This window comes from Pseudaeromonas sp. HNCC25DJ182 (assembly GCF_055413365.1).
Genome location: NZ_JBVAYG010000005.1, coordinates 64,227 through 90,930, shown reverse-complemented (window position 1 = coordinate 90,930; position 26,704 = coordinate 64,227). Strand labels below are relative to the sequence as shown.

27 protein-coding genes are annotated in these 26,704 nt (G+C 58.9%); 12 read left to right on the top strand and 15 right to left on the bottom strand.

Annotated elements, in window-relative coordinates; genetic code table 11:
* Positions 1 to 81 precede the first annotated feature (81 nt).
* The gene (locus tag ACZYUB_RS05890; RefSeq protein WP_463946315.1) at positions 82 to 1,752 is read right to left on the bottom strand and encodes an amidase; all 1,671 of its coding nucleotides are present in this window, start codon (positions 1,750 to 1,752) and stop codon (positions 82 to 84) included.
* Positions 1,753 to 2,568: 816 nt separating this feature from the next.
* On the opposite strand from ACZYUB_RS05890, the gene gmk reads away from it, so the two are divergent.
* From gmk to ACZYUB_RS05855, 7 genes are all read left to right on the top strand, one after another.
* The gene (gene gmk, locus ACZYUB_RS05885) at positions 2,569 to 3,198 is read left to right on the top strand and encodes a guanylate kinase (protein WP_463946313.1); all 630 of its coding nucleotides are present in this window, start codon (positions 2,569 to 2,571) and stop codon (positions 3,196 to 3,198) included.
* A 48-nt stretch (positions 3,199 to 3,246) separates the two neighbouring features.
* Positions 3,247 to 3,531, top strand: coding sequence for a DNA-directed RNA polymerase subunit omega (rpoZ, locus tag ACZYUB_RS05880; protein WP_463946312.1), 285 nt, complete (start codon positions 3,247 to 3,249; stop codon positions 3,529 to 3,531).
* 144 nt (positions 3,532 to 3,675) lie between these two features.
* Positions 3,676 to 5,799: a bifunctional GTP diphosphokinase/guanosine-3',5'-bis pyrophosphate 3'-pyrophosphohydrolase gene (spoT, locus tag ACZYUB_RS05875; RefSeq protein ID WP_463946310.1), complete on the top strand. Its 2,124-nt coding sequence runs from the start codon at positions 3,676 to 3,678 to the stop codon at positions 5,797 to 5,799.
* A 17-nt stretch (positions 5,800 to 5,816) separates the two neighbouring features.
* A complete protein-coding gene (gene trmH / locus ACZYUB_RS05870) occupies positions 5,817 to 6,557 on the top strand; it encodes a tRNA (guanosine(18)-2'-O)-methyltransferase TrmH (protein ID WP_463946308.1) in 741 nt (246 codons plus the stop codon).
* A gap of 151 nt (positions 6,558 to 6,708) precedes the next feature.
* Entirely contained in the window at positions 6,709 to 7,773 is a 1,065-nt protein-coding gene (locus ACZYUB_RS05865) for an alpha/beta fold hydrolase (RefSeq protein ID WP_463946306.1), read from the top strand.
* A gap of 79 nt (positions 7,774 to 7,852) precedes the next feature.
* Positions 7,853 to 8,644: a Cof-type HAD-IIB family hydrolase gene (locus tag ACZYUB_RS05860; protein ID WP_463946305.1), complete on the top strand. Its 792-nt coding sequence runs from the start codon at positions 7,853 to 7,855 to the stop codon at positions 8,642 to 8,644.
* Between the two features lie 127 nt (positions 8,645 to 8,771).
* Positions 8,772 to 10,298, top strand: coding sequence for a hypothetical protein (locus ACZYUB_RS05855; protein ID WP_463946303.1), 1,527 nt, complete (start codon positions 8,772 to 8,774; stop codon positions 10,296 to 10,298).
* Between the two features lie 264 nt (positions 10,299 to 10,562).
* On the opposite strand, the gene ACZYUB_RS05850 is transcribed toward ACZYUB_RS05855, so the two are convergent.
* The 8 genes from ACZYUB_RS05850 to ACZYUB_RS05815 all read right to left on the bottom strand — a co-directional run bounded on the left by ACZYUB_RS05850 (position 10,563) and on the right by ACZYUB_RS05815 (position 16,942).
* The gene (locus tag ACZYUB_RS05850; protein WP_463946301.1) at positions 10,563 to 11,219 is read right to left on the bottom strand and encodes a glutathione S-transferase family protein; all 657 of its coding nucleotides are present in this window, start codon (positions 11,217 to 11,219) and stop codon (positions 10,563 to 10,565) included.
* 174 nt (positions 11,220 to 11,393) lie between these two features.
* Entirely contained in the window at positions 11,394 to 11,879 is a 486-nt protein-coding gene (locus tag ACZYUB_RS05845; protein WP_463946300.1) for a YbaY family lipoprotein, read from the bottom strand.
* 119 nt (positions 11,880 to 11,998) lie between these two features.
* A complete protein-coding gene (locus ACZYUB_RS05840; protein WP_463946298.1) occupies positions 11,999 to 12,664 on the bottom strand; it encodes an HAD family hydrolase in 666 nt (221 codons plus the stop codon).
* A complete protein-coding gene (locus ACZYUB_RS05835; protein WP_463946296.1) occupies positions 12,651 to 13,343 on the bottom strand; it encodes an HAD family hydrolase in 693 nt (230 codons plus the stop codon). Before ACZYUB_RS05835 ends, ACZYUB_RS05840 begins: the two co-directional genes overlap by 14 nt.
* Positions 13,344 to 13,369: 26 nt before the next feature.
* The gene (locus tag ACZYUB_RS05830; protein WP_463946294.1) at positions 13,370 to 13,924 is read right to left on the bottom strand and encodes a hypothetical protein; all 555 of its coding nucleotides are present in this window, start codon (positions 13,922 to 13,924) and stop codon (positions 13,370 to 13,372) included.
* Positions 13,917 to 14,963, bottom strand: coding sequence for an NAD-dependent epimerase/dehydratase family protein (locus ACZYUB_RS05825; RefSeq protein ID WP_463946293.1), 1,047 nt, complete (start codon positions 14,961 to 14,963; stop codon positions 13,917 to 13,919). Before ACZYUB_RS05825 ends, ACZYUB_RS05830 begins: the two co-directional genes overlap by 8 nt.
* 2 nt (positions 14,964 to 14,965) lie before the next feature.
* A complete protein-coding gene (locus tag ACZYUB_RS05820; protein WP_463946292.1) occupies positions 14,966 to 15,727 on the bottom strand; it encodes an AfsA-related hotdog domain-containing protein in 762 nt (253 codons plus the stop codon).
* Between the two features lie 507 nt (positions 15,728 to 16,234).
* Complete coding sequence (locus ACZYUB_RS05815) at positions 16,235 to 16,942, bottom strand: HAD-IA family hydrolase (protein ID WP_463946290.1); 708 nt, start codon at positions 16,940 to 16,942, stop codon at positions 16,235 to 16,237.
* A 175-nt stretch (positions 16,943 to 17,117) separates the two neighbouring features.
* Between ACZYUB_RS05815 and ACZYUB_RS05810 the strand changes: the two genes are divergently transcribed.
* Complete coding sequence (locus tag ACZYUB_RS05810; RefSeq protein ID WP_463946288.1) at positions 17,118 to 17,357, top strand: hypothetical protein; 240 nt, start codon at positions 17,118 to 17,120, stop codon at positions 17,355 to 17,357.
* Positions 17,358 to 17,459: 102 nt separating this feature from the next.
* Here the strand turns inward: ACZYUB_RS05810 and xerC are convergent, their stop codons facing one another.
* From xerC to lptM, 5 genes are read right to left on the bottom strand one after another with little or no spacing between them, the layout of a single operon-like run.
* Positions 17,460 to 18,428 (bottom strand): tyrosine recombinase XerC, encoded by a 969-nt coding sequence (gene xerC / locus ACZYUB_RS05805; RefSeq protein WP_463946287.1) that lies wholly within the window; start codon positions 18,426 to 18,428, stop codon positions 17,460 to 17,462.
* Positions 18,421 to 19,116, bottom strand: a complete 696-nt coding sequence (locus ACZYUB_RS05800; protein WP_463946286.1) for a DUF484 family protein — start codon at positions 19,114 to 19,116, stop codon at positions 18,421 to 18,423. The genes xerC and ACZYUB_RS05800 overlap by 8 nt, the downstream gene beginning before the upstream one ends.
* Complete coding sequence (dapF, locus tag ACZYUB_RS05795) at positions 19,113 to 19,943, bottom strand: diaminopimelate epimerase (protein ID WP_460884524.1); 831 nt, start codon at positions 19,941 to 19,943, stop codon at positions 19,113 to 19,115. Before dapF ends, ACZYUB_RS05800 begins: the two co-directional genes overlap by 4 nt.
* Positions 19,944 to 19,952: 9 nt before the next feature.
* Positions 19,953 to 21,203, bottom strand: a complete 1,251-nt coding sequence (gene lysA / locus ACZYUB_RS05790) for a diaminopimelate decarboxylase (RefSeq protein WP_463946284.1) — start codon at positions 21,201 to 21,203, stop codon at positions 19,953 to 19,955.
* A 55-nt stretch (positions 21,204 to 21,258) separates the two neighbouring features.
* Positions 21,259 to 21,426 carry an LPS translocon maturation chaperone LptM gene (gene lptM / locus ACZYUB_RS05785; protein WP_463946282.1) on the bottom strand — a complete coding sequence of 56 codons (168 nt, stop codon included), beginning with the start codon at positions 21,424 to 21,426 and terminating at the stop codon, positions 21,259 to 21,261.
* An 86-nt stretch (positions 21,427 to 21,512) separates the two neighbouring features.
* On the opposite strand from lptM, the gene cyaY reads away from it, so the two are divergent.
* Positions 21,513 to 21,827 (top strand): iron donor protein CyaY, encoded by a 315-nt coding sequence (cyaY, locus tag ACZYUB_RS05780; RefSeq protein ID WP_463946281.1) that lies wholly within the window; start codon positions 21,513 to 21,515, stop codon positions 21,825 to 21,827.
* Between the two features lie 88 nt (positions 21,828 to 21,915).
* Entirely contained in the window at positions 21,916 to 22,206 is a 291-nt protein-coding gene (locus tag ACZYUB_RS05775; protein WP_463946280.1) for an Rdx family protein, read from the top strand.
* A gap of 23 nt (positions 22,207 to 22,229) precedes the next feature.
* Here the strand turns inward: ACZYUB_RS05775 and ACZYUB_RS05770 are convergent, their stop codons facing one another.
* The gene (locus tag ACZYUB_RS05770; protein ID WP_463946278.1) at positions 22,230 to 24,722 is read right to left on the bottom strand and encodes a class I adenylate cyclase; all 2,493 of its coding nucleotides are present in this window, start codon (positions 24,720 to 24,722) and stop codon (positions 22,230 to 22,232) included.
* A 330-nt stretch (positions 24,723 to 25,052) separates the two neighbouring features.
* Here ACZYUB_RS05770 and hemC point away from each other — a divergent pair, with 330 nt between their 5' ends.
* The gene (gene hemC / locus ACZYUB_RS05765) at positions 25,053 to 25,979 is read left to right on the top strand and encodes a hydroxymethylbilane synthase (RefSeq protein WP_463946276.1); all 927 of its coding nucleotides are present in this window, start codon (positions 25,053 to 25,055) and stop codon (positions 25,977 to 25,979) included.
* Positions 25,976 to 26,704 (top strand): uroporphyrinogen-III synthase, encoded by a 729-nt coding sequence (locus tag ACZYUB_RS05760; RefSeq protein WP_463946274.1) that lies wholly within the window; start codon positions 25,976 to 25,978, stop codon positions 26,702 to 26,704. The genes hemC and ACZYUB_RS05760 overlap by 4 nt, the downstream gene beginning before the upstream one ends.

Genomic DNA, 26,704 nt, shown 5'->3' with positions numbered 1-26,704 from the left:
GGCACCCAGGGAACTGGAACAGAGCCATAAAAAAACAGGGCTGAGTCAGACTCAGCCCTGTCGCTTGGTGGATACCGGAACTTAGTGGGTCAGCGCTGGGGTGGTGAGCGGTGCCTGACGGGGATGCACGGCTTGTTGATAGCCATAGGCCAGCTTAATCAGCGTCGGCTCGGCAAATTCGCGGGCCATCAGCTCCATCCCCACTGGCAATGCGGGTGTGGTATTGGCCATTCCGGCGGGCAAGGTCAGCGCCGGAAAGCCGGAGAAGGGGCTCAGGCGGTTGTTGGTACCGGCGGTCGGAGATTGCCCCAGCTCGGGAGCCAGACCCAGGATGCTCGGGTAGAGGATGGCATCGTAGGGTGCTCCCAGCGGAATTCCATTGCTGTCCAGATTCTCCAGCGTCTGCTGCAGGGCTGCCCGGACCACGATCGGGCGTTCAATCAGGTTCAGCTGATAATCGACGTTAGCGCTTTGATCACCACAATAACTGCCGTAGAAGGTGAAGGTGCTCTGGTTGCGGGTCTCGTATTGCAGGCTGGCCGCCAGTGCCTGAAAACTGGTGTAGTGGTTATCCCCGGCATTCGACCAGGAGCTCAGATAGGCATCCAGGTTGTTACAGAACTCGTAGCGCGACACGCTCTTGTAACGGCTCATGATGAGCGCGAGGTTCGGGATTTCCACATCCTCGACGACAGCACCGGCAGCTTTCATCTTGGCCAGGGCCGCATCAATCACCGCCTGAACCTGCTGGTTCTCTTCCGTGCTGGCATCCCCGAACATGGCGCGCACCACCCCAATCCGAGCACCCTTCAGACCATCGGCCTGCAAGGCGGCGGTATAAGTGGCTGGAACCGATGTGACTTGTTGATAGGCATAGGCCGAGTTCACCAGGCTGGCGTTATGTTCATAGCTGCTGCGTTGGCCGCTATCATCATCCGGGTCATAACCGACCATGGCATCCAGCACCCGAGCACAATCCTCGACGGTTCGGCACATGGGGCCCGCGGTATCCTGAGTGTGGGCCAGCGGAACTATGCCGTCCTGACTGATGAGGCGCAGGCTGGGACGGATGCCGACCAGACCTTCCAGGGAGGAAGGCACGCGGATCGAGCCACCGGTATCGGTGCCCAGTCCGACCATGGCAAAGCTGGCCGCAATGGCCGCACCGGTCCCGGCAGAAGAGCCACCCGGTCCCTTGGTCGGGTCATAGGCATTCTTCACCTGCCCACCGACCGAGCTACTGCCTTGATAGCCAAAGGCAAATTCATCCAGATTCGCCTTGCCCAGGATCACGGCGCCCTGAGCGCGCAGACGAGCCACCGTAAAAGCATCATCATCCGGCTGGCTGAATTGCAGAGCCAGGCCACCGGCGGTTGTCGGCATATCGGCGGTATCAAAATTGTCCTTGAGCAGCACGGTCACACAGTGCAGCGGCTCCATGGTGCCACTGGCCGCGTAGTTGGCATCCAGGGTGCGCGCATAATCGAGCGCCTTGGCGTTCACCGCAATCACACTATGCAATGCCGGGCCCGTCGCATCATAGGCGTTGATCCGATCGATATAGCTCTGCACCACTTGCTCACAGGTGGTGGTTCCGGCGGCCAGTGCGGCGTGCAGTTCACTGATGGTTCCTTCTACCGGTTCGAAGGTCGGCTTGGCCGTCTCCGTGGTGTCACTGGATGAGTCGTTACAGGCGCTGAGCAGTGATGCCATCAGTAGCGTGGTCGCCACCGTTTTAGTCCGATCAAACATGCTGTTTCTCCAAAATTCAGGCAAAGGCCGTCCTTGGCTGGCGATCAACACCAACCCTGAGGGGCAACATCGAGGAAAAAACTACGGGTTCAGATCCCGTTCGTGACCTGCTGCCGCGGGCTTACTGGCTTTGGAAGCAAGCGGGGGGCTCGCAGGTACGGAACCTCAACAGCAAGAGGCAGGCCAAGATGACCGGAATTTAGAATAAACACTCTGAGTGCCGATGATTTGTACAAACAGCCCGGCCATCACTCCCCAATAGAGGACATGATGCAGATCTCATTGCATCGTTCACCGCATCAAATGTCTGACCCCGAGTTACATGGTCCCCAAGACGGATCGGCCGCGCCAATAACTGGCCCAGATAAAGCGCCCCCATTGTGTAGGGAATTAACCGGAGGGCCGTGACCGTTCGCCGGATGCCGAACCGCTCGACAAGCCAGGCGCAGCGCAGATCCACACAAGAGGCACAGCATGCAGGTGCAACCCTCGACTCGTTTAGCTTTCGTTTAGGTTATCAGCCTTTATTTTTATTGTTTAATTTCAATTATTTAATTCAATTATGTCGATGAGTTCGCTTTTCTCGAATTCAAACACTGGAATAACCATCGGCAGGCATACGTCCGAGCCGTTACAACTGTCGCTGCGTGGAGGGCACTTCCGCAGCAAGCTACAGTTTTTCCGTCGGGCCTTGAGCCCGACTTTTTTTTATTCATCTACCTCTGTTATCCTTAGCCGCCTTATCCCTGATTCCACGACCGTGATGCCAGCCCGCGCCCTGCCGCAGGCGGCGTCCGTTATGACATAGGTTCTGATATGGCGCATCTTGGCACCCTATATATCGTCTCCTCGCCCAGCGGCGCAGGAAAATCCAGCCTGCTCTCGGCCCTGCTGGCCCGGCACAACGACGATCAGCGGATGCAGATCTCCGTGTCCCATACCACCCGCGCCATGCGTCCAGGCGAAGCCGATGGTGTGCACTACCACTTTGTCGACGTGGCTGAATTCCAGCGCCAGATCGACCGCGGGGCCTTCTTCGAATGGGCTCAGGTGTTTGGCAATTTTTATGGCACCTCCCGCGAAACCATAGAGCGCTGCCTGGAACAGGGTATCGACGTGTTCCTGGATATCGATTGGCAGGGTGCCCGTCAGGTGCGGGATCAACTACCCGAGGCTCGATCCATCTTCATTCTGCCGCCCAGTCTGCCGATCCTCGAGCAACGTCTCCGTGGACGCGGCCAGGACAGCGACGACGTGATCCGGGGCCGGATGGCGGAGGCAGTGGCCGAAATGAGTCACTATGCCGAATATGATTATCTGATCGTCAATGATGACTTCGAGACCTCATTGCAACAGCTGGCCAGTATCATCCAGGCCGAACGGGCCCGTCTGCCCGCCCAACGCTTGCGGCACGCCGACTTGCTGGATCGCCTACTGGCGGGATGAGCTAAAAACAAGTACAATTTCGCGTCATTTTTTATCTCTGGAGTTCCCATGGCACGCGTTACCGTTGAAGATGCAGTAAAACAGGTTGGCAACCGCTTTGATCTGGTATTGATCGCCGCTCGCCGTGCGCGTCAGATTGCCGTTCAAGGCCGTGATCCCCTGGTCGATGAAGAAAATGACAAGCCGACTGTGATCGCGCTGCGCGAGATCGAAGAGGGACTGATCTCTACCGCCTTTATGGATGCCCAGGATCGTCAGGATCTGCAAGAGCAGGAAGCCGCCGAAATGGCCGCCGTCTCCGCCCTGACCGAAGGCCGTGGTCTGAGCCTCTGATCCCCTCGAGAACGGCACCTTTAGGTGCCGTCTCCCCTTCGCCCCGATTTACAATCACTACATTTGGCAGCAAACTCAGGATCACATCCCGATCGGGAGCATCTGCTGTATCTCGCAGTCGTTGAAGTGAGCCGGAGTTAGGCCTTGTATCTGTTTCAAAGTCTTAAAGATCTGATTAGTACCTATCTGCCTGCAGAGCAGGTCGCACTGGTACAACACGCCTATCTGACGGCTCGAGATGCCCACGAGGGGCAATCCCGTTCCAGTGGCGAACCCTACATCACCCATCCGGTGGCGGTCGCCCGCATTCTGGCGGATATGCACCTCGATCATGAAACCCTGATGGCCGCCCTGCTGCACGATGTCATTGAAGACACACCGGTCACCAAGGATCAGTTGGCAGAGATGTATGGCTCCGCCGTGGCCGAGCTGGTGTCCGGCGTCTCCAAGCTCGACAAGCTGAAATTCCGCGATCATAAAGAGGCTCAGGCCGAGAACTTCCGCAAGATGGTGATGGCCATGGTGCAGGATATCCGCGTCATCCTGATCAAGCTGGCCGACCGCACGCACAACATGCGCACTCTGGGCTCACTGCGCCCGGACAAGCGCCGTCGCATCGCCCGGGAAACCCTGGAAATCTTCGCCCCGATCGCCAACCGCCTGGGTATTCACAGCATCAAGACCGAGCTGGAAGAACTGGGCTTCGAAGCCCTCTACCCCATGCGCTCACGGGTGCTGCGTGAATCGGTCAAACGCGCCCGCGGCAATCGCAAGGAGATCATCGACTCCATCAAGGAGGAAATCGGCGGCCGGCTGGAAGAGGTGCAGATCGGCGCCGAAATCAAGGGCCGGGAAAAGCACCTCTACTCCATCTATACCAAGATGGTGAAGAAAGAGGTGCAGTTTCACGAGGTGATGGATATCTATGCCTTCCGGGTCATAGTCCGGGACATCGACACCTGCTACCGGGTGCTGGGTCAGATGCACAGCCTGTATAAACCGCGTCCCGGTCGCTTCAAGGATTACATCGCCATCCCGAAGACCAACGGCTACCAGTCGTTGCACACCTCGCTGGTTGGCCCCCATGGCGTGCCGGTCGAAGTGCAGATCCGCACCGAATATATGGATCAGATGGCCGATAAGGGCGTCGCGGCGCACTGGGCCTATAAACAGGATGGCGACACCTCGGGTACCACGGCACAACGACGTGCCCAACGCTGGATGAAGAGTCTGCTCGAGCTACAACAGAGCGCGGGCAGCTCGTTCGAGTTTATCGAAAGCGTCAAGACCGACCTGTTTCCCGACGAGATTTACGTCTTCACCCCCGAGGGGCGCATTCTCGAATTGCCCGCCGGCGCTACGCCAGTGGATTTTGCCTATGCCGTGCATACCGATATCGGTCACGCCTGCGTCGGCGCCCGGGTGGATCGCCAACCCTATCCGCTGAGCCGACCGCTCAACTCTGGCCAGACCATCGAGATCATCACGGCGCCGAGTGCGCGCCCCAACGCCGCCTGGTTGAACTTCGTGGTCACCTCCCGGGCGCGGACCAAGATCCGCCAGTTCCTGAAAAATCTGCGCAGCGAGGAATCCATCGTGCTCGGGCGCCGCCTGCTCGGCCATGCCTTAGGCGGCAAGCGGCTGGAGGAGATAGCGCCGGACAACATCAAGAAGGTGTTGCTGGATACCAAACACGAAACCCTCGACGGCTTGCTGGCCGACATTGGTCTGGGTAACGCCATGAGCGTGGTGATCGCCCGCCGCCTGCTGGGCAACGTGGAAGAGTTGAACCTGGAACACACACTGCCGCAGCATGTGCGCAAGCTACCGATCAAGGGCGCCGATGGTATGCTGGTCACCTTCGCCAACTGTTGTCGCCCCATTCCGGGAGACCCGATCATCGCCCATATCAGCCCGGGTAAGGGGCTGGTGATCCATCTGGAGAGTTGTCGCAACATTCGCGGCTACAGCAAAGAGCCGGATAAGTACCTGCCGGTACAGTGGGATCCGGAAGTCACGGGGGATCACGAGTTCCGCACCGGTATCCAGATCGAGGTGATCAACCACCAGGGCGTGTTGGCCCAGTTGGCCAATACCATAGCCGCTACCGGCGCCAACATTCAGGGCATCAGCACCGAAGAGAAGGATGCCCGGGTCTATCAGGTCAACCTGCTGATCACCACCAAGAGCCGGATCCATCTGGCCGATGTGATGCGCAAGATCCGGGTGATGCCGGATGTGCTGCGGGTCAGCCGTAGCCGCCAGTAAATCCAAACGAGAATCTCATGAATCCTGAACGTTTTGCGCGTATTCGCCGCATGCTGGCCATGCGCCAGCCCGACCTGACCGTCTGTCTGGAAGAGGTGCATAAACCCCATAACCTGGCGGCCATGATCCGCACCTGCGATGCGGTGGGCATCCATGATGTGCATGCGGTCTGGCCCGAGAGTATGCGCATGAATAACCATGCCGCCAAAGGTAGTCATTACTGGGTCAAGGTGAATCGCCACGAGACGATCGCCGAGGCAGTCACCACTCTGCGCGACCAAGGCATGCAGGTACTGGCCACCCATCTGTCGGACCGGGCGGTCGATTTTCGCGCCATTGACTACACGCGCCCGACTGCCATCCTGTTTGGCGCCGAGAAGCGCGGCATCACCCCTGAAGCGCTGGCGCTGGCCGATCAGGACATCATCATCCCCATGGTGGGCATGGCCCAATCGCTGAATGTCTCGGTCGCCAGCGCCCTCATCCTCTACGAGGCCCAGCGTCAGCGACAAAACGCCGACCTCTATCAGCAGGAGTGCCGCCTGCCGCGCAGCGAGCAGGATCGTCTGTTATTCGAGCGCGGATTTCCCTTGCTGGCTCGCGTCTGTCGGCAAAAACAGCTGCCCTATCCCGCCATCAGCGATGAGGGCGAGGTGATCGCCGACGAAAGCTGGTGGCAGCGGATGCAATTGAGCAAACGCGGATGGCAAGCGCTGGAGCAACGGGAGCAGGAGGAATTCGATCAGGATGAATCCTGATCGTGACCCTTGCGGCTGGTGAGAACGGTTTCATTTGGCTAAACTGATTTCAGCCGGGAAAATTGCCGCCGACAGGACAAGAATTCTGATCTGGCTCGCAATTTTCTTTTATACTCGACAGCCTCTCTCTGTCCCTCTCGAGACATATTGCATGCTAGTTCGCGCCCTGATGGGCTTGCTGTTTCTCTTCTCACTGACCGGTAGTGCCCAGGCCATGGATAACCCGTATCGATTGCTGACTTCAGCCGAATTGCCCGCGTTCTTCACCTCGACGCTGCCGGCGTTCTGGCAGCAACATGCCCAGCCCGGTGAGTTCAGTGGCGTCGATGACGTACCGATCCGCTACGTGGCGCTGCGCAACCCGGCGAGCCACAGAGCCATACTGTTGGTGAATGGTCGTCTCGAGAGTTACATCAAATATCAGGAACTGGCCTTCAATCTGTACCAGCAGGGGTACAGCGTCTATCTCTACGACCATAGAGGACAAGGCTTCTCTGGGCGTATGCTCAGCGATCCGCACAAGGGATATGTGCAGCACTTTGCCGACTACGTCACCGACCTCAAGACCTTCCACGATCGGGTGGTGCTGGCCGATCAGCCGAACCAGCTCTATCTGCTGTCCCACTCCATGGGGGGCGCCATTGCCGCCCACTATCTGCAGCAATACCCGCAGGATTTCAAAGCCGCCGTACTGGCCTCGCCGATGTTCGGCATCGAGCTGGGCGCCCTGCCAACCTGGTTGGCGCGGTTCATTACCTGGCTGATGGAGTGGACCACCCAGTTGCTGGGTATCGAGTCCCCCTATGCACCGAGTCAGGGTCCTTACGAGGCTCGTCCCTTCGTGGACAACGAGCTGACTCATGACGCCACCCGCTATGGCCAATTCCGTGCCGTCTACCAGAGCTACCCCGAAGTGCAGCTCGGTGGCCCCACCAGCAGCTGGATCCACCAGGCACTGGATTTTGCCGAGCAGGCCGTCGTGGCGGGCAGCGATATCCGCACGCCGGTACTGATCCTGCAATCCGGTGCCGATACCGTGGTGCGCAACGACCAGCAGGAGCTGTTTTGCCAGCAGATGAGCGCAGCGAACCACCCATGTGCCGGCGAGCGTCCGCTGATCATCGCCGGTGCCCGGCATGAATTGTTCAACGAGAGTGACGAATACCGGATCCCGGCGCTGAATGCCGCCCTGGATTTCTTCAAACAAAACCCGTAACTTCCGAATGAAGAATGCGTTTTCAGATGGCGGCCCGATTAGGTAAACTGTCCGCCCATCCCGCTCCCCAGAGGTCCGTATGTTTAAAGTGGTCGTTTCCGATCTCGATGGCACCCTGCTGAATAACCAGCACCAGATTTCCCCCCATACCCGCCGCACCCTGCATCGCCTGACCGAACGAGGCATTCGCTTCATCGTCGCCACCGGCCGCCATCACATCGATGTGCAGAGCATTCGTGACACCCTGGGGTTGGACATTTTCCTCATCACCGCCAATGGCGCCGTGGTCCATGACAAGCAGGACAACTGCATCTACAACCAGACCATACCGCCACAACTGGCGCAGGAGTTGGTGGAGATCGAACGGCTGCCAGATATCGATCTGCATCTGTATCAGGGCGATGAATGGCTGGTCGAGGCGGAGAGCCCGGAACTGCTGGCCTACCACAAGGACTCCGGTTTTACCTACCGGGTGGTGGATCCCGTCGCCCTGGATAAACAGGGGATCAACAAGATTTTCTACACCGGCGAGCACCCGGATCTGGTGGAGCTGGAAAACCGCCTGCTGACCTACTTTGGGGATCGCCTCAGCATCGCTTTTTCAACTCCAACCTGTCTGGAAGCCATGCCCAAAGGCGTCAACAAGGGCAATGCGGTCAAGGCCGTGCTGGAGCTCAACGGTTACCGGCTGCAGGATGCCATCGCCTTCGGTGACGGCATGAACGACTTCGAGATGCTCTCCATGGCCGGTCGTGGTGTGGTGATGGGCAATGCTCACTCCCGACTCAAGGATGCGCTACCCGGCCATCCACAAGCGCTGACCAATGATGAAGACGGCGTCGCCGAATACCTGACCCAACTCTTCTCCTGATCCAGGCGCTTGACCCCGTTATCCCAACGCCACCCATCGGGGTGGCGTTTTCTTAGGCATCAGGCAGACTATCCTGACTGGAGTGCCTCCTCCCGAGGTCCGAATCGACTCACAGCAAGGACATGTCATGACTGCACGTCTCTTTATCCTGTTTTTGATGCTAACGGGTTCCCTGCTCCTCACAGCCTGCAGCCAAAGCACCCCACCTGCCCCCGAGGGGAGTGACGCCACCACAGCACCTCCGCTACCGACTGCTGCCCTGTTCCGCGGTCAGCTAAGCCGACTGGGTAACGGCGAAGCCACCTTTACCCCGTGCAGCAGCCAACAACAGTGGCGCTTCAACGCCGACCCGGCCTTTTGGCAACGCTGGCAGCAGATGGGCAATCCGACCGAGCTGTATACCGAACTCGAAGGCACACTGGCATTGAGCACCCAGCGCGGGGGAGCCATTGAATTGACCCTGCAGCGCGTCGACCACTTGAGCCCCGACACCCAAGGCTGCCAGCGGGATACCGACTTTGCCTTCCATGCCGTCGGTCAGCAACCGGCCTGGACCCTGACACTGCAGGGCAGCTCCGGATTATTCAGCTCACCATCCGGCAGCAGCAGTTATCGCTTTACCGGCAGCCAACTGCAGGAGTCCGGGGAGTTGATCCTGCAATTGAGTACGCTAGATGGCGAAGCCGCCAGTCTCAGCTATGTGCCGACCCTGTGCCAACAACCGGAGATCAACCAAATCTGGGGCTACAAGGTCACGCTCGTGCAAGGAGAAACCCGGCTGGAAGGCTGCGGCGAACGGGGACGCCCGCTAGCAGCGGTCTTGCCTGCGCCCAGCTGGTATGGCCTCGCCAGCAGCATGAAGGCCCAGGTGGGGCTGACGTTGAGCCCGGAGCATCTGGCCGAGCTGAATTACTACCGGGATAGCGGCCCGCAGATTACCTATCAGGGCGCTTGGGAGTACACGGAGCAGGGCATCATCTTGCTGTTCAACGCGCGCAATGGCCGTGCCGCCAGCGAAAGCATCCCTCTGCAACGTCACGGTGAGACCCTGAGCGCCGACTACCGGTTGCTCAATGGCGGCAAAGCCTACTTCGACGAGCCGCTGGTACTGCAACCCGGGACTCCGGCGCTGCCCCTGCCGCCCCAGGCCCAAACCAGTGCCCATGGCGATCTTCCGACCCCGACTCAGGCGGCATTCACGCCCGTGGTGCTGCAGCCCATGTCGCAGCCGGATAGCGCTATCCAGCTCGCACTGCAGGAGTACTTCCGCATCAACCAGAGCAGTGCTACCGGCGTGCAATATCGCCCGCTGAGTTACGATTTGAATGCCGATGGCTATCCGGATGCCATCCTGCAGATGAACTGGTGCGACAAGACCGGCTGTGTCTGGCTGCTGTTTCAAGGCTCACTGGACGGCTATCGCTTCCTGAGTCGACTGGAGGGGATCCAGAGTCCATTGCTGATCGCCCCCGAGCGCAGTCAGGGCTGGCACGATCTGGTCGTCCAGTCCGGCTTCCAGCAATGGGCGACCCTCGCCTTTGATGGCGTCAGCTACCCCACCACACTGGCCGCCGCCAAGCCGGTCGACCCACCAGCCAGCAACAGCCACAGCGAATTACGCTTCGACGGCAGCAACTGGCTGACCCTGCCCTAACCCGCAAGAGGGGAACGAAATGGGCGTCGCGAGCGGCTAGAACATGGTTCGGAAAAGGCGAGGAGTCAGGCTAATGCTTGTCAGTTAAAAGGTTCGGGAGCGACACCCTCTCTCGCCAACTCGCCGTGAACCCATCCGTGGGGGCTCGATGGCGGCATCCCTGCCGCCAACGGTTGGCTCAAAAGGCTATCTCTCCTTCGCTAACGGAACTGACATTCCGGGGTCCGGGCCTCCTCGATCCTCACCCAGGCCACCGATTCATGCTTAACCGGGCAGGCCCACCTCGCTACTTGGCAGGGTGGGCTCCTCCTGGGCGGCGACCGCCCAATCCAGCAACGCCGGATCGGACAAGGCTGTCACCAGATACTCGGCTGCCAGCACCGGCAGCGACACGCCATAGGTGCGAAAACGCGCCGCGACCGGCGCATACATGGCATCGGCAATACTCCAGCGTCCAAACAACCAGGGGCCCTGACGCAGATGCTCGCGACGGCAAGTCTCCCAGATGTCCACGATGCGGGCGATGTCGGCCTCCAGCGCCGGGGTGGAGGGCACAGTGCGCCCCACAGCGCGCACATTCATCGGCATCTGCTGACGCAGCGCCTGAAATCCCGAATGCATCTCGGCACTGATGGCGCGCGCCTTGGCCCGATCCAGCAGCGAGCTGGGCCACAGTCCGGGCTCCAGCTCGGCCAGATATTCCGCTATGGCCAGCGAATCCCAGATTGCCGTTTCGCCCACCAGCAGCACGGGAACCCGCCCGGCTGGCGAGAAACGCGCGACCTGTTGTTTGAAATCCGCCGCCTGCAAGGCCAGCTGCTGTTCATTGAACGCCAGGCCGCTGTGGCTGGCCACCAGCCAACCGCGCAGAGACCAGGATGAGTAATTTTTATTGCCTATCACCAGCGTGAGTGCCGACATCCGTATTCCCTCGAGCAAGATGAATCGATCCCATCCAGAACAGGCCGCTGATGACGAGGAGTCCGCGCGATCGAGTCACACCCGACATCCTCACTCCAACACCTATCCGAAAAAAACAGGGCAACGCGATGCGTTGCCCTGGCAGCATGGATCAAGCGCCGCATCTGCGCAATATCAGACCGGATCAACCCGCACCTGCACGCCGGTGCTGGGCGCATCCCGGGTCAACACGTCATAGCGTTCGGTGCTGATAAACAGCAAGGTGTCGCCGAGCAGAATTTTGGCCTGCAGGGCATAGCTATGAGCGGGCTGGATCTGCGCCGCATCGTAGTGCAGGGTAAAGGCGATGGGGACTTGCGTGGTCGGCACTATCTGCGTCTGCGCCAACACAGTGGCAGGAGCATCCGCCCGCGAGACATCCAGCAAACGGACCTCCACCACAGCGCCTTCCGGCAAGGCGCTGCGCTGGCGATACCAAACGGAGCCCTCCAGCGTGGCCTGCCCCGCAGGCGCAACCGCCGCCGAGGCAACCGCAGCGGGGTCAGCCGCCTGCTGGCTGGCATCCAGAGGCGGGATCGCCTCAGGTGTTGCCGCGGGCTGACAAGCGGTCAGCAGCCCGATGCTCAGGGCCGCGAGCAAGATCCACAATCGAGTAGCCATGTGACCTCCTTATGGGTCAGTCGAATCAGATGAAGCAACCCATAGCATAACCCCAAGCCACTGAACCTCGCCTCAACCAGTGTCTGGTTCGGAACATAGTCCTCCTCGACGTCAGTGGCTCAGCTGCACTCGGGCTGCCGGGCCCACTGCGTCAACAGCGTCACCACCTCATCCAGTGAGTCCACGCTGTACGGCACAAACCCCTGCACCGCCTGGTACTGTACTTGGTCAAAAATGGCGTTGCGCACATGCAGGGTGCGGATCCCCAGCTGCTGCGCGGTCAGCAAGGCCAACGGGCAATCATCCAGATACAGCACCTCATCCGCCGCAACCCCCAGCCGACTCAGCAGATCGGCAAAGTCCAGAGGATTGACCTTGGAGAAGCGCCCATCGGCCAGTAGCCGCTCACCGCCGAGTTCAGCGCGCAGGGCGGCGAACTTGGGATCCTCTCCATAGGAGGAAGAGAGCACCCGAAAATCAATCCCCTGCTGCTGGCAATGTCGCAGCAATGGCTGATGGACCAGAGGTCCATGCCCCACCCCCAATAGAGCATGCAACAGCTCTGCGCGGTGGGTTCCCAGCCCCATAGACTCCAGCAGAAAATGCAGGGAGTGCTGCAGCGGGAACGGCACCAGAGTCCGGAACAGCTGCCGGAACACAGGCTCCGGCAGCGGCCGGTACTGACGGATGACCCGATAACAGGCATCGCACAGCGCTTCGGTACTGCCGGGGCTGATCACGCCATCGAAATCACACAGCAGCAGACGGATCTCAGAGTGCGGCATGGGCCACCTCGATAAAACTGCTGCGCACATCCTGATCCAGCTGCTGCAACATCGGTAGGTCAATGTTCTTGACGCCGTCGACCAGAAAGCGGACGCCGGTCAGCTGCATATCCAGATATTGCCAGCCCCAGGCATTGCGCGCCGGCACACCGATAAACGGGCAACCCAACCGTTTCGCCTCTTCGGCCACCGTATTGACATCATCGATGAACAACACCTGCTCGAACTGCAGATGCGCATGGTCGCGCACTATCTCCCGCAGGCCAGGACGGAAGTCGTTGGTGCAGACATAGCGGGAAAAATAGGGCCGACACAGGGCGTAATCGGGATGGATCTGCTGCTCTTGCAAGCCGCCGTAGCAGATCAGCTGGACGGGTAACCCGGCCATGCGCTGCAAGAAATTCAGTGCCCCCGGGATCAGGCCGCCCTCGTGATGCTGCAGATACTGTTCCCGCAAGCGGAAATAGTCGTCGATGATGTCACGGGGCGACAAGGTCAAACCCAGCTCGCTCTGGACATAGGCAGCGGCACTGAGTTGATTGCGAGAAAATACATTTCGCTCCAACTCGCGCGTATATTCACCGCCATACAGGGTGACCAGTTGATGTAACACCGGGCTGAAGGTGTCTTGCAATAAGACCCCATCAATATCCACTGCAATCAGCTTAATGGTATTCATGTTATTCCTCATGATTCAGATCGGCATCAATGCAGGGTCTGGGAGACAATGGTGCCGCCATCCTGCGGAAAATAAGGCCCGAAGTAGGGCTCACGCGCCAATCGCACCACATACAACATGCTGAAGGTATTCGGAGCTATCCAGCGACACAGACCCTTGCGGTACGGTTGCTCATTATTCAAGAAGCCACCGATCAGTCGGACCGTGCCACCGAATAAGGCAGCTTTCTGGTGAAACAACTGCCCGACTTGGGCAAACTCTTCCGGCGTCGTGGTGCTGGGAATTACATCCTTGTCGGTATGCCACAGGATCACTTCTTGGTAGGCGTTCATCTGGATCGGATATTTGTTCTGATAACTGCGGAATGCCGCGGCGACATCCTGCTCGCTGAAGTTGTAATCCAGCCAGAGCTGATCCAGATCCTTGACCTCTTCCTGATTAAAACTCTCCTTGGCAAACAAGCTGAATAAAATCTTCTTGGCGGGTTTTCCTGACAACTCATCGTACAGCTCACCGGCATAGAGGCCATGACAAAAAGACAGGATCAGCACACACCACAGACCACGAATATAATTACGCATATTTCACTCCTTGAGGGTTTAAAGATCCGGATTCCATCAGCTCGGAAAAATAACGATTGACGCACTGGGCGCTGGTTTCAGTTTCCAGATCCAGATCCCGAATCGAGGCCGAAACATCAAAGTTCTCTTTGCATTGATAATAAAAATGGACCTGGCTGCGCAGCAGTTGCGGTTCGATGCCGAACCCCTTGGCCAACCATTCGCTCATCAGCCCCACCGCCAACAGCACCGACTTGCCGACGCGCAGGGGTTTGCGCACCTTGTGGTTATACTGGTGGGCGATGGCGGCAATATCCCGGATCGCGATGCCGTGGGGGTTGGCGAGAATGTAGCGCTGCCCGGCCTGCCCCCGCTGCGCGGCGGCGACCATGGCGCGCGCCACGCGACGGACATCGACCAGATTGATCTCGAAATCCAGATCCAGCGGCAATTCACCGCGCACAATGGCTTCCATAAACGTCAGGGTTGGGGTATGCCAGAACTGGCCGCTGCCGATCATGGCGGCAGGGAGCAAGCAAATCAGCTCCAGCCCCAACTCGTGCGCCAACTGGTGCGCCCGCTGCTCCGCCGCCAGTTTCGAGGCAAAATAGGGGTTACCGCAGGTATCCTGACACCAAGTGTCCGGCCCCTGAGCACAGCCGCTCTGGTCCCGACCTAGCGTGCCGGTGGAACTGACATACACCACCCGTCGCACCCCGGCCTGATGGGCCGCGCGCAGGATATTTTCCGTCATCTGCACGTTGGCTTGCTCGATATCCCGCTCCGGCGCCCGGCTCCAGTGGGCAAAATGCGCCGCCGCGTGGTACAGCACGCCGACGCCGGATAAGGCCTGTACCAGCCCCTCCGGCTGCAGCAAGTCCACCTCGATCAACTCGCCGGAGATGGCGCCCAGGGAGCGGGCCTTGCCCAGATCCCGAACCCCGGCCCTAACCTGATACCCGGCGGCAACCAGTGCCTGGGTCAAATGGCTACCTAAATGACCGGTTGCACCGGTAACGAACACGGTTTGTTGCATCTGCTGCTCCTGTTGTGCTGGCATGGTTAGCCCCCGACCACAGAGCTTAATACCGGTGCCGGTTGCAGTTTTTTCTGCAGGGTACGGATACTTTTCTGGATGGTGATATGGGCCAGTCGTTGCTCTTTTTGAATAATTTTCTGTTTATCGGTTGCGGTAAAACTGCCACCCGTAACCACTATTTTTTTACCGTTCTGCATAAACTCGACACTGACGACAAATATTTCCTCGCCCTCGTCGTTGAATCGATTTTCCGTAATCTTTAATACGACCCGCGTTTCAATCGGAAAGGCGAAATTATGATATTCAGCATAGATATCATGCATAACATAATATTTACCAATCGAGGGGCGAATCATATCGGTTACGGCAGAAGCTATTTGCCGGGTGGCTTCGAGAAACACCATACCCTGAATATGATATCCGGTAGTATGGTCCAGTAATAATTCATTATCGGCGTGTAATAACAAATCAGACTGATAGGTGTTATGGGCTATTTCTTTCGGGGTAGTGATAAGGATATTCTCACAACGATATTTATGGGTTTGTTTATTGGTGGCTAATTTTTTTTCATCACTCCACTGCTCACTCACATCGATATATTGATGATTTATTTTATCGATATAGGCCTGTTGCTCGAAGGTCAATCCCTGACCAGGGCACGCCACTACCGGATAAGCGTAATTATTCTTGCGAACTGAATCGGCCCACTCCGAATAATGCACGGCACCTTCAATCTCTTTGAAGTTCTCAAATACATCACCTATAACGTAAATAAATTTATTCATAACAATCTCCTGTTTTGAAAAAATACGCTTGGCAAAATTAGCCAGAGGAATGTATGAGCCGACGTTTTATATGATTCAACCAACTAACTTGCCAGGCGCTCACTCGCGGCACCGGTTAATTAAACACTTTAATTACCATTGGTAAATTAACTTTTTATTAACCTGTCTCATCTGACAAGTGCTATGAATTTAATGAAAACTTGGCACGAAAATAAAATACAGACCAAGAAAGTCCGCGAAGGGATTAACAATGAAATGATGTTCTGTCGTGGGTGCTTAATATTTCAGGAAAAAGACACAGCGACCGCAAAAGACGCCGTTGCCCAAGGCAAAATTTCAGCCAGGTGATAGGCAATAGCGCGGCAGATGGCGCTGAATATGCTGCGAGCAGAGAAAGATAAAGGCGCTAGCATCAGACGCAAACAGACGATAGTCGCCATGAAATAGTGACTATCGAATGAGCCATTGGGGCTGGAATTATGGCAGTGAACAGCTCGCTGGGGCTTGCTACAACAGGGTCAGCAGTTGCTCCAGGCGGGTGAGCATGACATCGGGGAGGATGCGCAGGGTGCGCCAATCCTGGCCGACATCGTTGAGCCAGGCGCTGCGGTAGCCGTTGTGCACGGCGCCGGCGACGTCTGTGGTCACATCGTCACCGACATGCAGGATCTGTTGGGGAGCAAGTTGCAGACGGCGGGCCATATCGGTGAACAGATCCGGCGCCGGTTTCATGCGGAAGCCGCCACCGGCCTTGAGCACGTGCTGGAACTGGCCTTCCAGACCCAGACGTTCCAGCAGCACATTGCCATTGGTGATCACCACCAGCGGATACTTCTGCGCCAGCGCCGACAGGATGCGGCGGGTGGTATCCGGCACCGCAATCTGCGAGCGCACCTCGAGGAACTGGGCAAACACCGACTCCGCCTCCTGACGCGCCAGGGCCTCGGCCATGCCGCCCTCCATCAAGCCGCGCTGCAACAGCACGCGGCGACAGAGAGAGACATCATCGACCAGCGCCGGTTGCTGCCGTTGCAGATCCAGCTTCAGACGATACCACCAACTGCGATCGTACATGGCCGTTTCCAGATAGCGATCCCGCATATGGGCCACCATCCACTGCTCGGCATGCTCGATCACCGGCCGGTTGTCATACAGGGTGTCATCGAGATCAAAACTGATGGCGCGCACCGCCCCAAGACGACGAAAAAACTCCATAACCACTCCTGATGATCACAACACAGCACCACCATGCTAGCGCGTTTACTTCGTGAGGTCACATGCCGGATCGACGGAGGAGCGGCAGCGAGACCCGGTTCGCAGGGGACAGATCGGCATCGGGTGCGTTAGCATACCGCTCCGTTCCCTTGCTCAGGTTGCGATACTCTCTGCCATGTTCCAACGCTCGTTGTTCTGGTTGCTCTGTCTTTCACTCTGGCTCGCGCTGCTGATCTGGCGGCTGGTCGACTTCTTCGATGAGGAGAACCGCAGCGACTACCACGTGACGCGGGTGGGTCTGAACATTGGCGGGGGATATGCCGAGATCCTGCAATTGGTGCTGATTGCACTGTGCGCTCTGTTCAGCGGTTACTGCCTGTGGCGGTTATGGCGAGTCGTAAAGCGAGCTATCTAAATAGCCGTGCGCCATCGACAAGGAAGCACAGGCTAACACACCGTAAACTCTTCCATGGGGGCTCCACCGCGCCAACCGTTGGCGGCGAAACAGTTGATGGGGTTAATCGGCCTTGTGGCGTTTTTTGGCCCGGGGATGGGACTGGTCATAGACATCCGCCAGCCGTTGAAAATCCAGATGGGTGTAGATCTGGGTGGTGGCCAGATTGGCGTGCCCCAGCAGCTCCTGCACCGCGCGCAAGTCGGCAGAGGATTCCAGCAGATGGGTGGCAAAGCTGTGACGCAACTTGTGCGGATTGACGTGAGGAGCCAGATCCTGCTTGATGCCCCACTGCTCCAGCCGTAGCTGCACCGAGCGGGTGGAGATGCGCCGCTTCTGCTTACTCAGGAACAGCGCCGGCTCATCGGCGACCGCAAAGAGCGGGCGCACGGCCAGCCACTTGTTCAACCACTCCAGCGCCATGCGGCCGAAGGGCACGATCCGCTCCTTGTTGCCCTTGCCCAACACGCGCAGCTGGCGATCATCCCGTCCCAGATCGGCGACGTTCAGCGCCACCAGTTCGGCCAGTCGCAAACCAGCCGAATAAAACAGCTCCATCATGGCCCGATCGCGAATCGCCAGCGGATCCCCTTCATCGGTGATGTTCAGCAGTTGATAGACCTGATCCACATCCAGGTTCTTCGGCAGTGGCCGCCCCTGTTTCGGCGTCACCACTCCCCGCGCCGGATTGGCCTTGAGCTCTTGCTTGCGCACCAGATAGTCACAGAAGCTTCGCAGCGATGACATCTTGGTGGCGATGCTGCGCGCCGAGAGCTGGCCGCAGCGGTGCAAGCGCACCACCAGGCCACGCACCAGTGGTGCCTTGAGTTCAGACCAATGGGCCAGGCCCAGTTGATGGGCCAGATCCCCCAGTTCGGTCAGATGCAGACGGTAGTTGTTGAGGGTGTGGGGGCTTAACTGTCGCTCGACCCGCATGTCTTCGAGGAAACGGTCAATCCAGTCGCGGAGGGCGGCGGACATACCACAACCCGCCTCTGGCCGCCGGGTCCCGGAAGCGCCCGCTTTAGCCACGCAGGGTCACCAGAGTCGGCACCAGTAGGCTGATAAAGCGGCCGAGCTGCTCCAGCAGCAGGCTGTCCATGCCGGGGTGATAGTACTCGGGATTGGCGTGGCCAAAGGCGAGAAAACCCAGCTCGCCCTGTTCACCCAGCCGCAGGATCGCCGCCGAATGCACGAGCGCCTCTTCCCCGAACAGGGACTGACGTTCACTGTCGTACAGGCGGCCAAAGTAGATCCCCTGCCCGGCCATCGGTTGCACGCACAGCTGATTGAAGCGGGCAGGCTCCAGCACAAAGCCCTGATCGCTGCGCTTGGCCTTCACCGCCCCGGCATTCAGCCACAGGGCACTGACGGGAATGCGCAACCGATCGCGGAAGGTGGTGTGCAGTCGCTTCCACAGCTGACGCAGTGTGGTGCAGGCAAACAGCTCGGGATAGACATCGGCATAGACCCGGAAGATATGCTCGTTGCGGCTGGCGGTGGCCATCAAGGCTCGCAGCTCCTGCTCCTGCGCTTCGATACGCTCGCGCTGGCGCTCCTGCTGCAACTCCACCAGCGACACAGCCCCGCGGACCGGGTGCGGGATCTGTAGCTGATCGAGCAGCGCCTTGTGGCGCAGGAAAAACTCTGGGTGTTTGCCCAGATAGGCCACCACTTGCTCTTCCCGCAACAGGCCTTCCAGCAGCGAGGTCTCACTCACAGATCCATCTCTCCATCAAAGACATGCTCGGCAGGCCCGGTCATGAAGACCGGCGTCCCCGGCCCTTTCCAGGCGATCTGCAGGGTACCGCCCGGCAGGTGCACCTTGACCCGATCCCGCAGCTTGCCCTGATAGATACCGACCACGGCGGCGGCACAGGCTCCGGTGCCACAGGCCATGGTCTCACCGGCGCCGCGCTCGAAGACCCGCAGGCGGATTTCGTTGGCCGACACCAGTTCCATAAAGCCGACATTCACCCGCTCGGGGAAGCGGTCAAAGCTCTCCAGCTGGGCACCCAGCGTCTCGACCGGCGCCGTCTTGATATTGTCGACTTCCAGCACGCAGTGCGGATTGCCCATGGAGACCACGCCGCACATCACCGTCTGTTCAGCCACCCGCAGCAGATAGGTCTTTTCGGCCTTCTGGGCGCGGAACGGCACCTTGGCCGGCTCGAACTCGGGCACGCCCATGTTCACCGTCACTAGGTTGTCATGCTCCAATTGCAGCACGATACGGCCACTCATGGTGCTGACCGCGATGCGATCCTTGTTGGTCAGCCCCTTGAGGCGCACGAAGCGGGCGAAGCAACGCGCCCCATTGCCACACTGCTGCACTTCGGAGCCGTCGGCATTGAAGATGCGGTAATGAAAATCCTGCTCCGGATCATAGGGCGGCTCCACCAGCAGCAACTGGTCGAAGCCGACACCGAAATGACGATCCGCCAGGCGGCGGATCATCTCGGGACTGAAAAAAATCTTCTGGGTGATGCCGTCCACCACCATGAAGTCATTCCCCAGACCGTGCATCTTGGAAAATTGAATCAGCATGCTCTCGCCTCAGGGCAGGGTGTTTTCAAGACGCCACAGCTCGGCCAGCGGTTCCCGCTGCCGCACCAGATGGGCATCCGCGCCATCCACCAGCACTTCGGCTGCGCGGGGACGGGTGTTGTAATTGGAGGACATGGCAAAGCCATAGGCGCCAGCCGAGCGCACCACCAGCAGATCGCCGGATGCCAGTCCCAGCTCCCGATCCTTGCCTAGGAAGTCGCCGGTTTCGCACACCGGGCCCACCACGTCATAACGACGGGCCGGGCGCTCGAGGCTGCGATCGGCGGGGATGATGTTCATCCAGGCGCCATACAGGGAGGGACGGATCAGATCGTTCATGGCGGCATCGACGATGGCGAAGTGGCGGTCTTCCCCTTCTTTCAGATATTCGACCCGTGTCAGCAGCACACCGGCGTTGGCGACGATGGCACGACCCGGTTCGAAAATCAGCTGCAGGTCGCGCTCGGCCAACTTGGCCTTCAGAGCCGCAGCATATTGCTCCGGATGGGGCGGGTTCTCGTCACTGTAGTTAACGCCCAGACCACCACCGACATCCAGGTGATGGACATGGATACCTTCGGACGCCAGACGGTCAATCAAGGCCAGCAGACGATCCATGGCCTCGAGGAAGGGCTCCAGCTCGGTGAGTTGGGAGCCGATATGGCAGTCGATACCAACGATCTCGATATTCGGCAGTTGGGCCGCCTGACGATACAACAGCAGGGCGCGCTCGATCGGCACACCGAACTTGTTCTCTTTGAGCCCGGTGGAGATATAGGGATGGGTGCCGGCATCGATATCCGGATTCACCCGCACGGAAATACGTGCCCTCTTGCCCATCTCGCCCGCCACCCGGTTCAGTCGTTCCAGCTCGGGTTCGGACTCCAGGTTGAAGCAGAGGATCTCCTGACGCAAGGCTTCCTGCATCTCGGCTTCGGTCTTGGCCACACCGGAAAACACCACCTTGGCCGGATCACCGCCTGCTGCTATGACGCGCGCCAGTTCACCACCAGAAACGATGTCAAAACCGGAGCCCAGACGCGCCAGCAGGTTCAGCACCGCCAGATTGCTGTTGGCTTTCACCGCATAGCAGATCAGATGGGGCACATCTCCGGCCGCCTTGTCGAAGGCGTGCCAATGGCGCTCTATGGTCGCCCGTGAATAGACATACAGCGGAGTGCCATGTTCGGCCGCCAGTTCACTGAGGTTGCACTCTTCGGCGAAGAGCTGGCCATTTTCCCGGTAGTTAAAATAATCCATTTATCCTGGTGTTCCTTACGTTTGGTACGGCATCCGCAGCCTTGAGCCGCGCCGATCAGGGCTGGGTGGCAGCCGGTTGTTCCGTGTCCGGTTGCGCCGCAGGTTGCGATGATTGCTGGGAAGAAGCCGCTTTTGACTCCTCTTCTGGCATTTTTAGGGGCCCTTTGAGGCCGCAAGCCGTCAACTGAGTCAACGCCAACAGCACCCCTGTCCAGACAAGCATGGGTTTCTTCATGGATCTCGTGCTAAAAATCAAATTGGGCCCCTATAATCGCACTCATCTTCTTAAATGCAATAGGACCGACCCAGATGAAAGAAAGCGATTTTCACGCCCTGGCGGAACAGCAGTTTCAAGCCATTGAAGAGGCTATCGAAGCCAGCGGGGTCGATATCGATGCCGATACCAGCGGTGGCATTCTGACGCTGACCTTCGAAGATAAATCGAAGATCATCATCAACAAGCAGGCGCCGTTATGCCAAATCTGGGTGGCAACCCGTTTCAACGGCTACCACTTCGAGTACCGGGATGAGCAGTGGATCGACAACCGGGAAGGTCATGAACTGATGGCGCTGCTGTCGGCCGCCAGCTCGGCTCAGTCCGGCCAGGAAGTGGAACTCGGCTAGTGTTCCCCCCAGCGAGCGCTCACTCTCCCCATCGGGCGCACAGGCGCCCGATTTGCCATGCATTCAGCCATAACCTCAAGGAGCCAACGTGTCCAAACCGGTGATCGACATCTACTACTGCCGTCAGTGCAACTGGCTGTTACGCTCGGCCTGGATGGCCCAGGAGCTGCTCTCCACCTTCAGCGAGGAGCTGGGCTCGGTGAATCTGCATCCGGATACCGGCGGCCATTTTGAAATTCTGATCGATGGCGTGACTATCTGGGAACGCAAACGCGATGGCGGCTTCCCCGAGATCAAGATCCTCAAGCAGAAGGTGCGCGATGTTATCGATCCCGAGCGGGATCTAGGGCATGTGGATCGGCAGATGCCATCGGAGTAACAACCTCAAGCCCGGGTAATGGCTTAGCCGTTATCCCGGCTATTGGAGCGGTAGGGGTGGACCTGTTGCTGGCCGTCTTGCCAGACCAGCTCGTAGAATTGCGGCAGGTTGAAGTTGATAAACTGGTTGTCGTAATTGAAGCGTTCGTGGGTCAGGGTGTAGTAGCGATTGACGCTCTGCACCAAATCATCCCGACTGCCGGAGTAGTCGCGATAGATTTCGATCTGGTTGTTCTCATCCAGCACATAGACGTTAAAGCCGGTGTCGTTCTCCTCGAAGAAGAACTGGATCAGGCCATCGCTGGCGTAAGAGTCCACCACCGACGGCACGCACTGGCTCAGGTCATCCCCTTCCGGTAGCGGCTGGCGCTCCAGCTTGTTGCTGGATACCTGGCGATAGAAATCGATGGCGCTCTCCAGTTTCTTCACCGAAACCCCGCGCCGCTCCAGGAACAGCGCGTAGCGATCGTGTCCCAGATAGAGCATTTTCACCAAACGCTGCTTATCGCGAGCCAGGCGCAGATCGATGCACTCCTGCACCAACTGGCTGAACTGGTTGCGGATCAGGCCGCGGAAGTGGCGGCTGTAACAGAACACATCCACCGCCTCCGGTGCCAGCGCATCCTGATGCATCTTGCCCAGAATGGTCGACAAGGCCTCCACCACAGCTTCGGGGCCATTGAAGTGCAGGGTACGGATCTCGTTCCACGAGTTGCGGTACACCAGATCCACGGTACCGACCAGACACTCCTGTTCGCGGCCAAAACTCAGCACATCGGAGTTGTCGGCATCGAACTCCAACTCGCGATCATCCCAGTGCGAGGTCGGATCCAGCTCCAGATTGAGGAAGATCCCCAGATGGCGGATCTCGCACGGACGGCTGAGCGCCAGATTGCTGACGGCATTGAGCCGCACCGGGAAGGTGGCGGCCAGATCGCGACTGAACTGTCGCAGATTCTCCAGATCCAGATCCGCGCCCTTGGTACGCAGGTGCAGTGCGGTTCCCGTCGTCAAAAGGCCATTGAAATAAGCCCAGGCCACCAGCTTGCTCAGATAGCCGTTGTAGTCGAGAGGGGCCTGACCAATGATATCCACTGGCTTGAGCGAGCGGTTGTAGAGATACCAGCCCGCACGGTTCAGCCGTCCCGGCGGCACCTGGATCAGGCTCAAATCCGCTTCGTGCAGATCCGGCGCTATCTTCAGATTGATGCGCTGCACCTTGCCCGGCAGGGCTTCAAACGCCGCATAAAGCTTGCGCGACAGTATGCCGATATCTTCCGGGTTGATGGATTCACTGATGTTGTTGCGGCGGGCAAACTGGATCAGCTGGCTGTAGCTCTGCATCAAGGCTTCCAGCAGTTCGCCGTAGGCCTGTTTGACCTCGGCTACTTTCCAGTCGTTGCGGTTATCCAGATGACGGAGCTGCTGGGCATCCCAGCCCCACTCGGTCACCAGGGCGGTGATCACATCCCGCCGCCACTGGCCATGTCGCGGCTCATGGTCCCGGCTCAGATCATCACACACCTTGAGATAGAAGCAGCGACGCGCCAGATCCAGCCGCTTGTGATCGCCCTGGGCGCTCAGATACTGGGTCACCTTGTCGAGCATCAGGTAATAGGTATCCAGCCGCAGACTGTAGTCGTCATGATGCTGGAACCAGTCACGGGTCTCGACCGACAACAGACGGGTATGGGGAAATTCGGCGGAATAGGCCTCCATCAGCAGGATCTTCAGTACCGCCTTGTAAGGAGAGTCGAGACCCTTATACAGCAGCCAAAGGGCTGAGCCGAAATACTCCTCGGCCGGGATCCGCTGCAAGCTGCCCAGATCCAGCCACTCGTGCTGCTGCAGTTGGCCAGAGCGGAATAGCGCGGCGACCTGCTCGTCGTAGGTCTCATCCCAATCACCGGGCAGGATCGGCCACAGCAGACGTTGGCCGGCGATGCGCAAGGCACTGCGGTAGAACTCGTCCAGCAACAACAGATGCTGGGCACTGCCGCAGTTATCACCGCCCAGTTCGGCGCGATTATGCAGACGGAATTTGTTATCCGGGATCAGGAAGAAGTTGAGCTCGACGCCGCGATTTTCGGCCAGTTTGGAGATCAGCAGGCACTTGTGTTCCAGCAGTTCGAGACGCTCGGCTTCCAGTTCGTGAGAATGGCAGACCCAGATGTCCAGATCGGAGCGGCAACACTGACCGATGGATGAGGTACTGCCCATGGAATAGAGGCCCAGAATCGAGCGCTCATGAGCCTGGATGCCGGCGTGGCAGTTGGTGGCGATACAGATGTCTTCGATGAAGTCGCGCTGACTGGCGGACAGCTCGAAGCTGGCGATGCCGTGCGGCACTTCGCCGGAGACATAGCCTGGCAGGAGCGGATGGTTGAAATGAAACAAGACCGGCAACAACTCGAAGAGCTGCTGGCCATGTTGACTCATTGCTTCCAATGCACGCTCAGTCCTGGTCTGATTCATCGCATCATAGCGGGCTATGAGCGTTGCGAATTCATGTGGCAACCGACTGACCTTAATCCCACGAACATCCAGACCCGAATCGCACCGAATTCGGGCAAAAGTGTGAGCATGGTAACAACAGGTAACAGCCCGGTAAACCTTTTCTCCTCACCTAAAACCACCCCTCGTTAGTGAATCGATTAATCATGATATGGGCCGCAAATGTAACCGCCCTCAAGGAACCATTGCACGGATTCATGCGAACCAGATCACGTTATGCATCCCAAGCCAGCCACTCGGTCAGCATCCGCTGCACGCAGCTCTGTAGCCCCCCATGCAGCTGACTGGCAAGAGTGGTACTATTCGGCCACTCCTCCCCCTGCCATTGTGACCATGAGAACAAGCATTCGCATCGCCACCCGCAAGAGCCCGCTGGCTCTGTGGCAAGCCAACCATGTCAAATCACGCCTCGAAGCCCTCTATCCGGCATTACGGATCGAACTGGTGCCGATGAGCACCAAGGGCGACAAGATCCTGGATAGTCCGCTGGCCAAAGTCGGCGGCAAGGGACTGTTCGTCAAGGAGCTGGAGCAGTCCATCCTGGCCGGGGAAGCCGATATCGCCGTGCATTCGATGAAGGATGTGCCGGTGGAATTTCCAACCGGTTTGGGGTTATGCATCATCTGCGAGCGGGAAGATCCCCGCGATGCCTTCGTCAGCACCCGCTTCGCCTCTCTCGCCGAACTGCCTGCCGGCAGTCGGGTCGGCACCTCCAGCCTGCGACGGCAATGCCAGCTGCGCGCCCAGCGCCCGGATCTGCAGATCCTGGATCTGCGCGGCAACGTCAACAGTCGGTTGGCCAAACTCGATGCCGGCGATTACGACGCCATCATTCTGGCGGCGGCCGGCCTCAAACGCCTCGGTATGCCGGAGCGCATCACAGCCCTGCTGTCCCCGGAGCAGAGTCTGCCCGCCAACGGCCAGGGGGCGGTCGGCATCGAGTGCCGACTGGATGACCAGGAGCTGCTGGCGCTGCTGGCGCCGCTGGAGCACGCGCCAACCCGGCAACGGGTGCTGGCCGAGCGTGCCATGAACCGCGCCTTGCAAGGTGGCTGCCAGGTTCCTATCGGCGCCTATGCCGAACAGGAGGGCGACGAGCTGTGGTTACGGGGACTGGTGGGACGCCCCGACGGCAGCCTGGTGCTGCGCGCCGAACAACGGGGACCGGCCGCTGCAGCCGAAGCCTTGGGCTCCGCTCTGGCGGAGCAGTTGCTCGCTATGGGTGCGGCCGAAATCCTGAGTGGAGTCTATGGTTCATGACCCCGCTCATCCTGCGCCCGGAACCTCAGGCCAGTGAGTTAGCCCGCTTGTTGCGGCAGGCGGGTCACCAGCCCCAGCTCTGCCCCTTGTTGCAGATTGTGCCCGGCCGTGACTTGCCCGCCTTGCCGGAATTACTGCGCAGCCATGACCTGCTGATTGCCATCAGTGCCCATGCGGTGGAACAAGCCGATCTCTGGCTGCAACAACAGGCCAAGTCCTGGCCCCGGATCCCCACCTTTGCCGTCGGCAGTGCCACTGCGGCCAGCTGGCAGGCCTGCCACATCGACGCCATAACCCCGGTCGATGCCCGCAGTGAAGGCTTGCTGGCACTGCCCGAGTTGATGACGGTGCAGGGCCAACGGGTGCTGATCCTGCGCGGCGATGGCGGACGGGAGTTCCTGGCCGAGCAGTTACGGCAGCGTGGCGCCGAGGTTCACTATGGCGAATGCTACCAGCGACAATGGCCCGAACTCGATGGCCCGGCGCTGTGCACACAGTGGCGTACAGTCGGAGTCGACAGTGTTATCATCAGTAGCGGCGAAATATTGCGCCGCCTTTTACAGCTGATCCCCGACCAGGACCGCCACTGGCTCGACAGCTTGCAGATCATTGTACCCAGCCACCGGGTTGCCACCTTGGTGGCTGAAGCCGGTCTACCTGCAGCCCGCGTGGCGCAGGGGGCTACTCATGCTGCCATGGTGGCGGCTCTCGGCAAGAGGAATTAA

Bases quoted from the DNA above. Each gene is read 5' to 3' on its own strand.
- ACZYUB_RS05890 (WP_463946315.1), bottom strand. From the start codon at position 1,752: ATGTTTGATCGGACTAAAACGGTGGCGACCACGCTACTGATGGCATCA.
- gmk (WP_463946313.1), top strand. From the start codon at position 2,569: ATGGCGCATCTTGGCACCCTATATATCGTCTCCTCGCCCAGCGGCGCA.
- rpoZ (WP_463946312.1), top strand. From the start codon at position 3,247: ATGGCACGCGTTACCGTTGAAGATGCAGTAAAACAGGTTGGCAACCGC.
- trmH (WP_463946308.1), top strand. From the start codon at position 5,817: ATGAATCCTGAACGTTTTGCGCGTATTCGCCGCATGCTGGCCATGCGC.
- ACZYUB_RS05865 (WP_463946306.1), top strand. From the start codon at position 6,709: ATGCTAGTTCGCGCCCTGATGGGCTTGCTGTTTCTCTTCTCACTGACC.
- ACZYUB_RS05860 (WP_463946305.1), top strand. From the start codon at position 7,853: ATGTTTAAAGTGGTCGTTTCCGATCTCGATGGCACCCTGCTGAATAAC.
- ACZYUB_RS05855 (WP_463946303.1), top strand. From the start codon at position 8,772: ATGACTGCACGTCTCTTTATCCTGTTTTTGATGCTAACGGGTTCCCTG.
- ACZYUB_RS05850 (WP_463946301.1), bottom strand. From the start codon at position 11,219: ATGTCGGCACTCACGCTGGTGATAGGCAATAAAAATTACTCATCCTGG.
- ACZYUB_RS05845 (WP_463946300.1), bottom strand. From the start codon at position 11,879: ATGGCTACTCGATTGTGGATCTTGCTCGCGGCCCTGAGCATCGGGCTG.
- ACZYUB_RS05840 (WP_463946298.1), bottom strand. From the start codon at position 12,664: ATGCCGCACTCTGAGATCCGTCTGCTGCTGTGTGATTTCGATGGCGTG.
- ACZYUB_RS05835 (WP_463946296.1), bottom strand. From the start codon at position 13,343: ATGAATACCATTAAGCTGATTGCAGTGGATATTGATGGGGTCTTATTG.
- ACZYUB_RS05830 (WP_463946294.1), bottom strand. From the start codon at position 13,924: ATGCGTAATTATATTCGTGGTCTGTGGTGTGTGCTGATCCTGTCTTTT.
- ACZYUB_RS05825 (WP_463946293.1), bottom strand. From the start codon at position 14,963: ATGCCAGCACAACAGGAGCAGCAGATGCAACAAACCGTGTTCGTTACC.
- ACZYUB_RS05820 (WP_463946292.1), bottom strand. From the start codon at position 15,727: ATGAATAAATTTATTTACGTTATAGGTGATGTATTTGAGAACTTCAAA.
- ACZYUB_RS05815 (WP_463946290.1), bottom strand. From the start codon at position 16,942: ATGGAGTTTTTTCGTCGTCTTGGGGCGGTGCGCGCCATCAGTTTTGAT.
- ACZYUB_RS05810 (WP_463946288.1), top strand. From the start codon at position 17,118: ATGTTCCAACGCTCGTTGTTCTGGTTGCTCTGTCTTTCACTCTGGCTC.
- dapF (WP_460884524.1), bottom strand. From the start codon at position 19,943: ATGCTGATTCAATTTTCCAAGATGCACGGTCTGGGGAATGACTTCATG.
- lysA (WP_463946284.1), bottom strand. From the start codon at position 21,203: ATGGATTATTTTAACTACCGGGAAAATGGCCAGCTCTTCGCCGAAGAG.
- lptM (WP_463946282.1), bottom strand. From the start codon at position 21,426: ATGCTTGTCTGGACAGGGGTGCTGTTGGCGTTGACTCAGTTGACGGCT.
- cyaY (WP_463946281.1), top strand. From the start codon at position 21,513: ATGAAAGAAAGCGATTTTCACGCCCTGGCGGAACAGCAGTTTCAAGCC.
- hemC (WP_463946276.1), top strand. From the start codon at position 25,053: ATGAGAACAAGCATTCGCATCGCCACCCGCAAGAGCCCGCTGGCTCTG.
- ACZYUB_RS05760 (WP_463946274.1), top strand. From the start codon at position 25,976: ATGACCCCGCTCATCCTGCGCCCGGAACCTCAGGCCAGTGAGTTAGCC.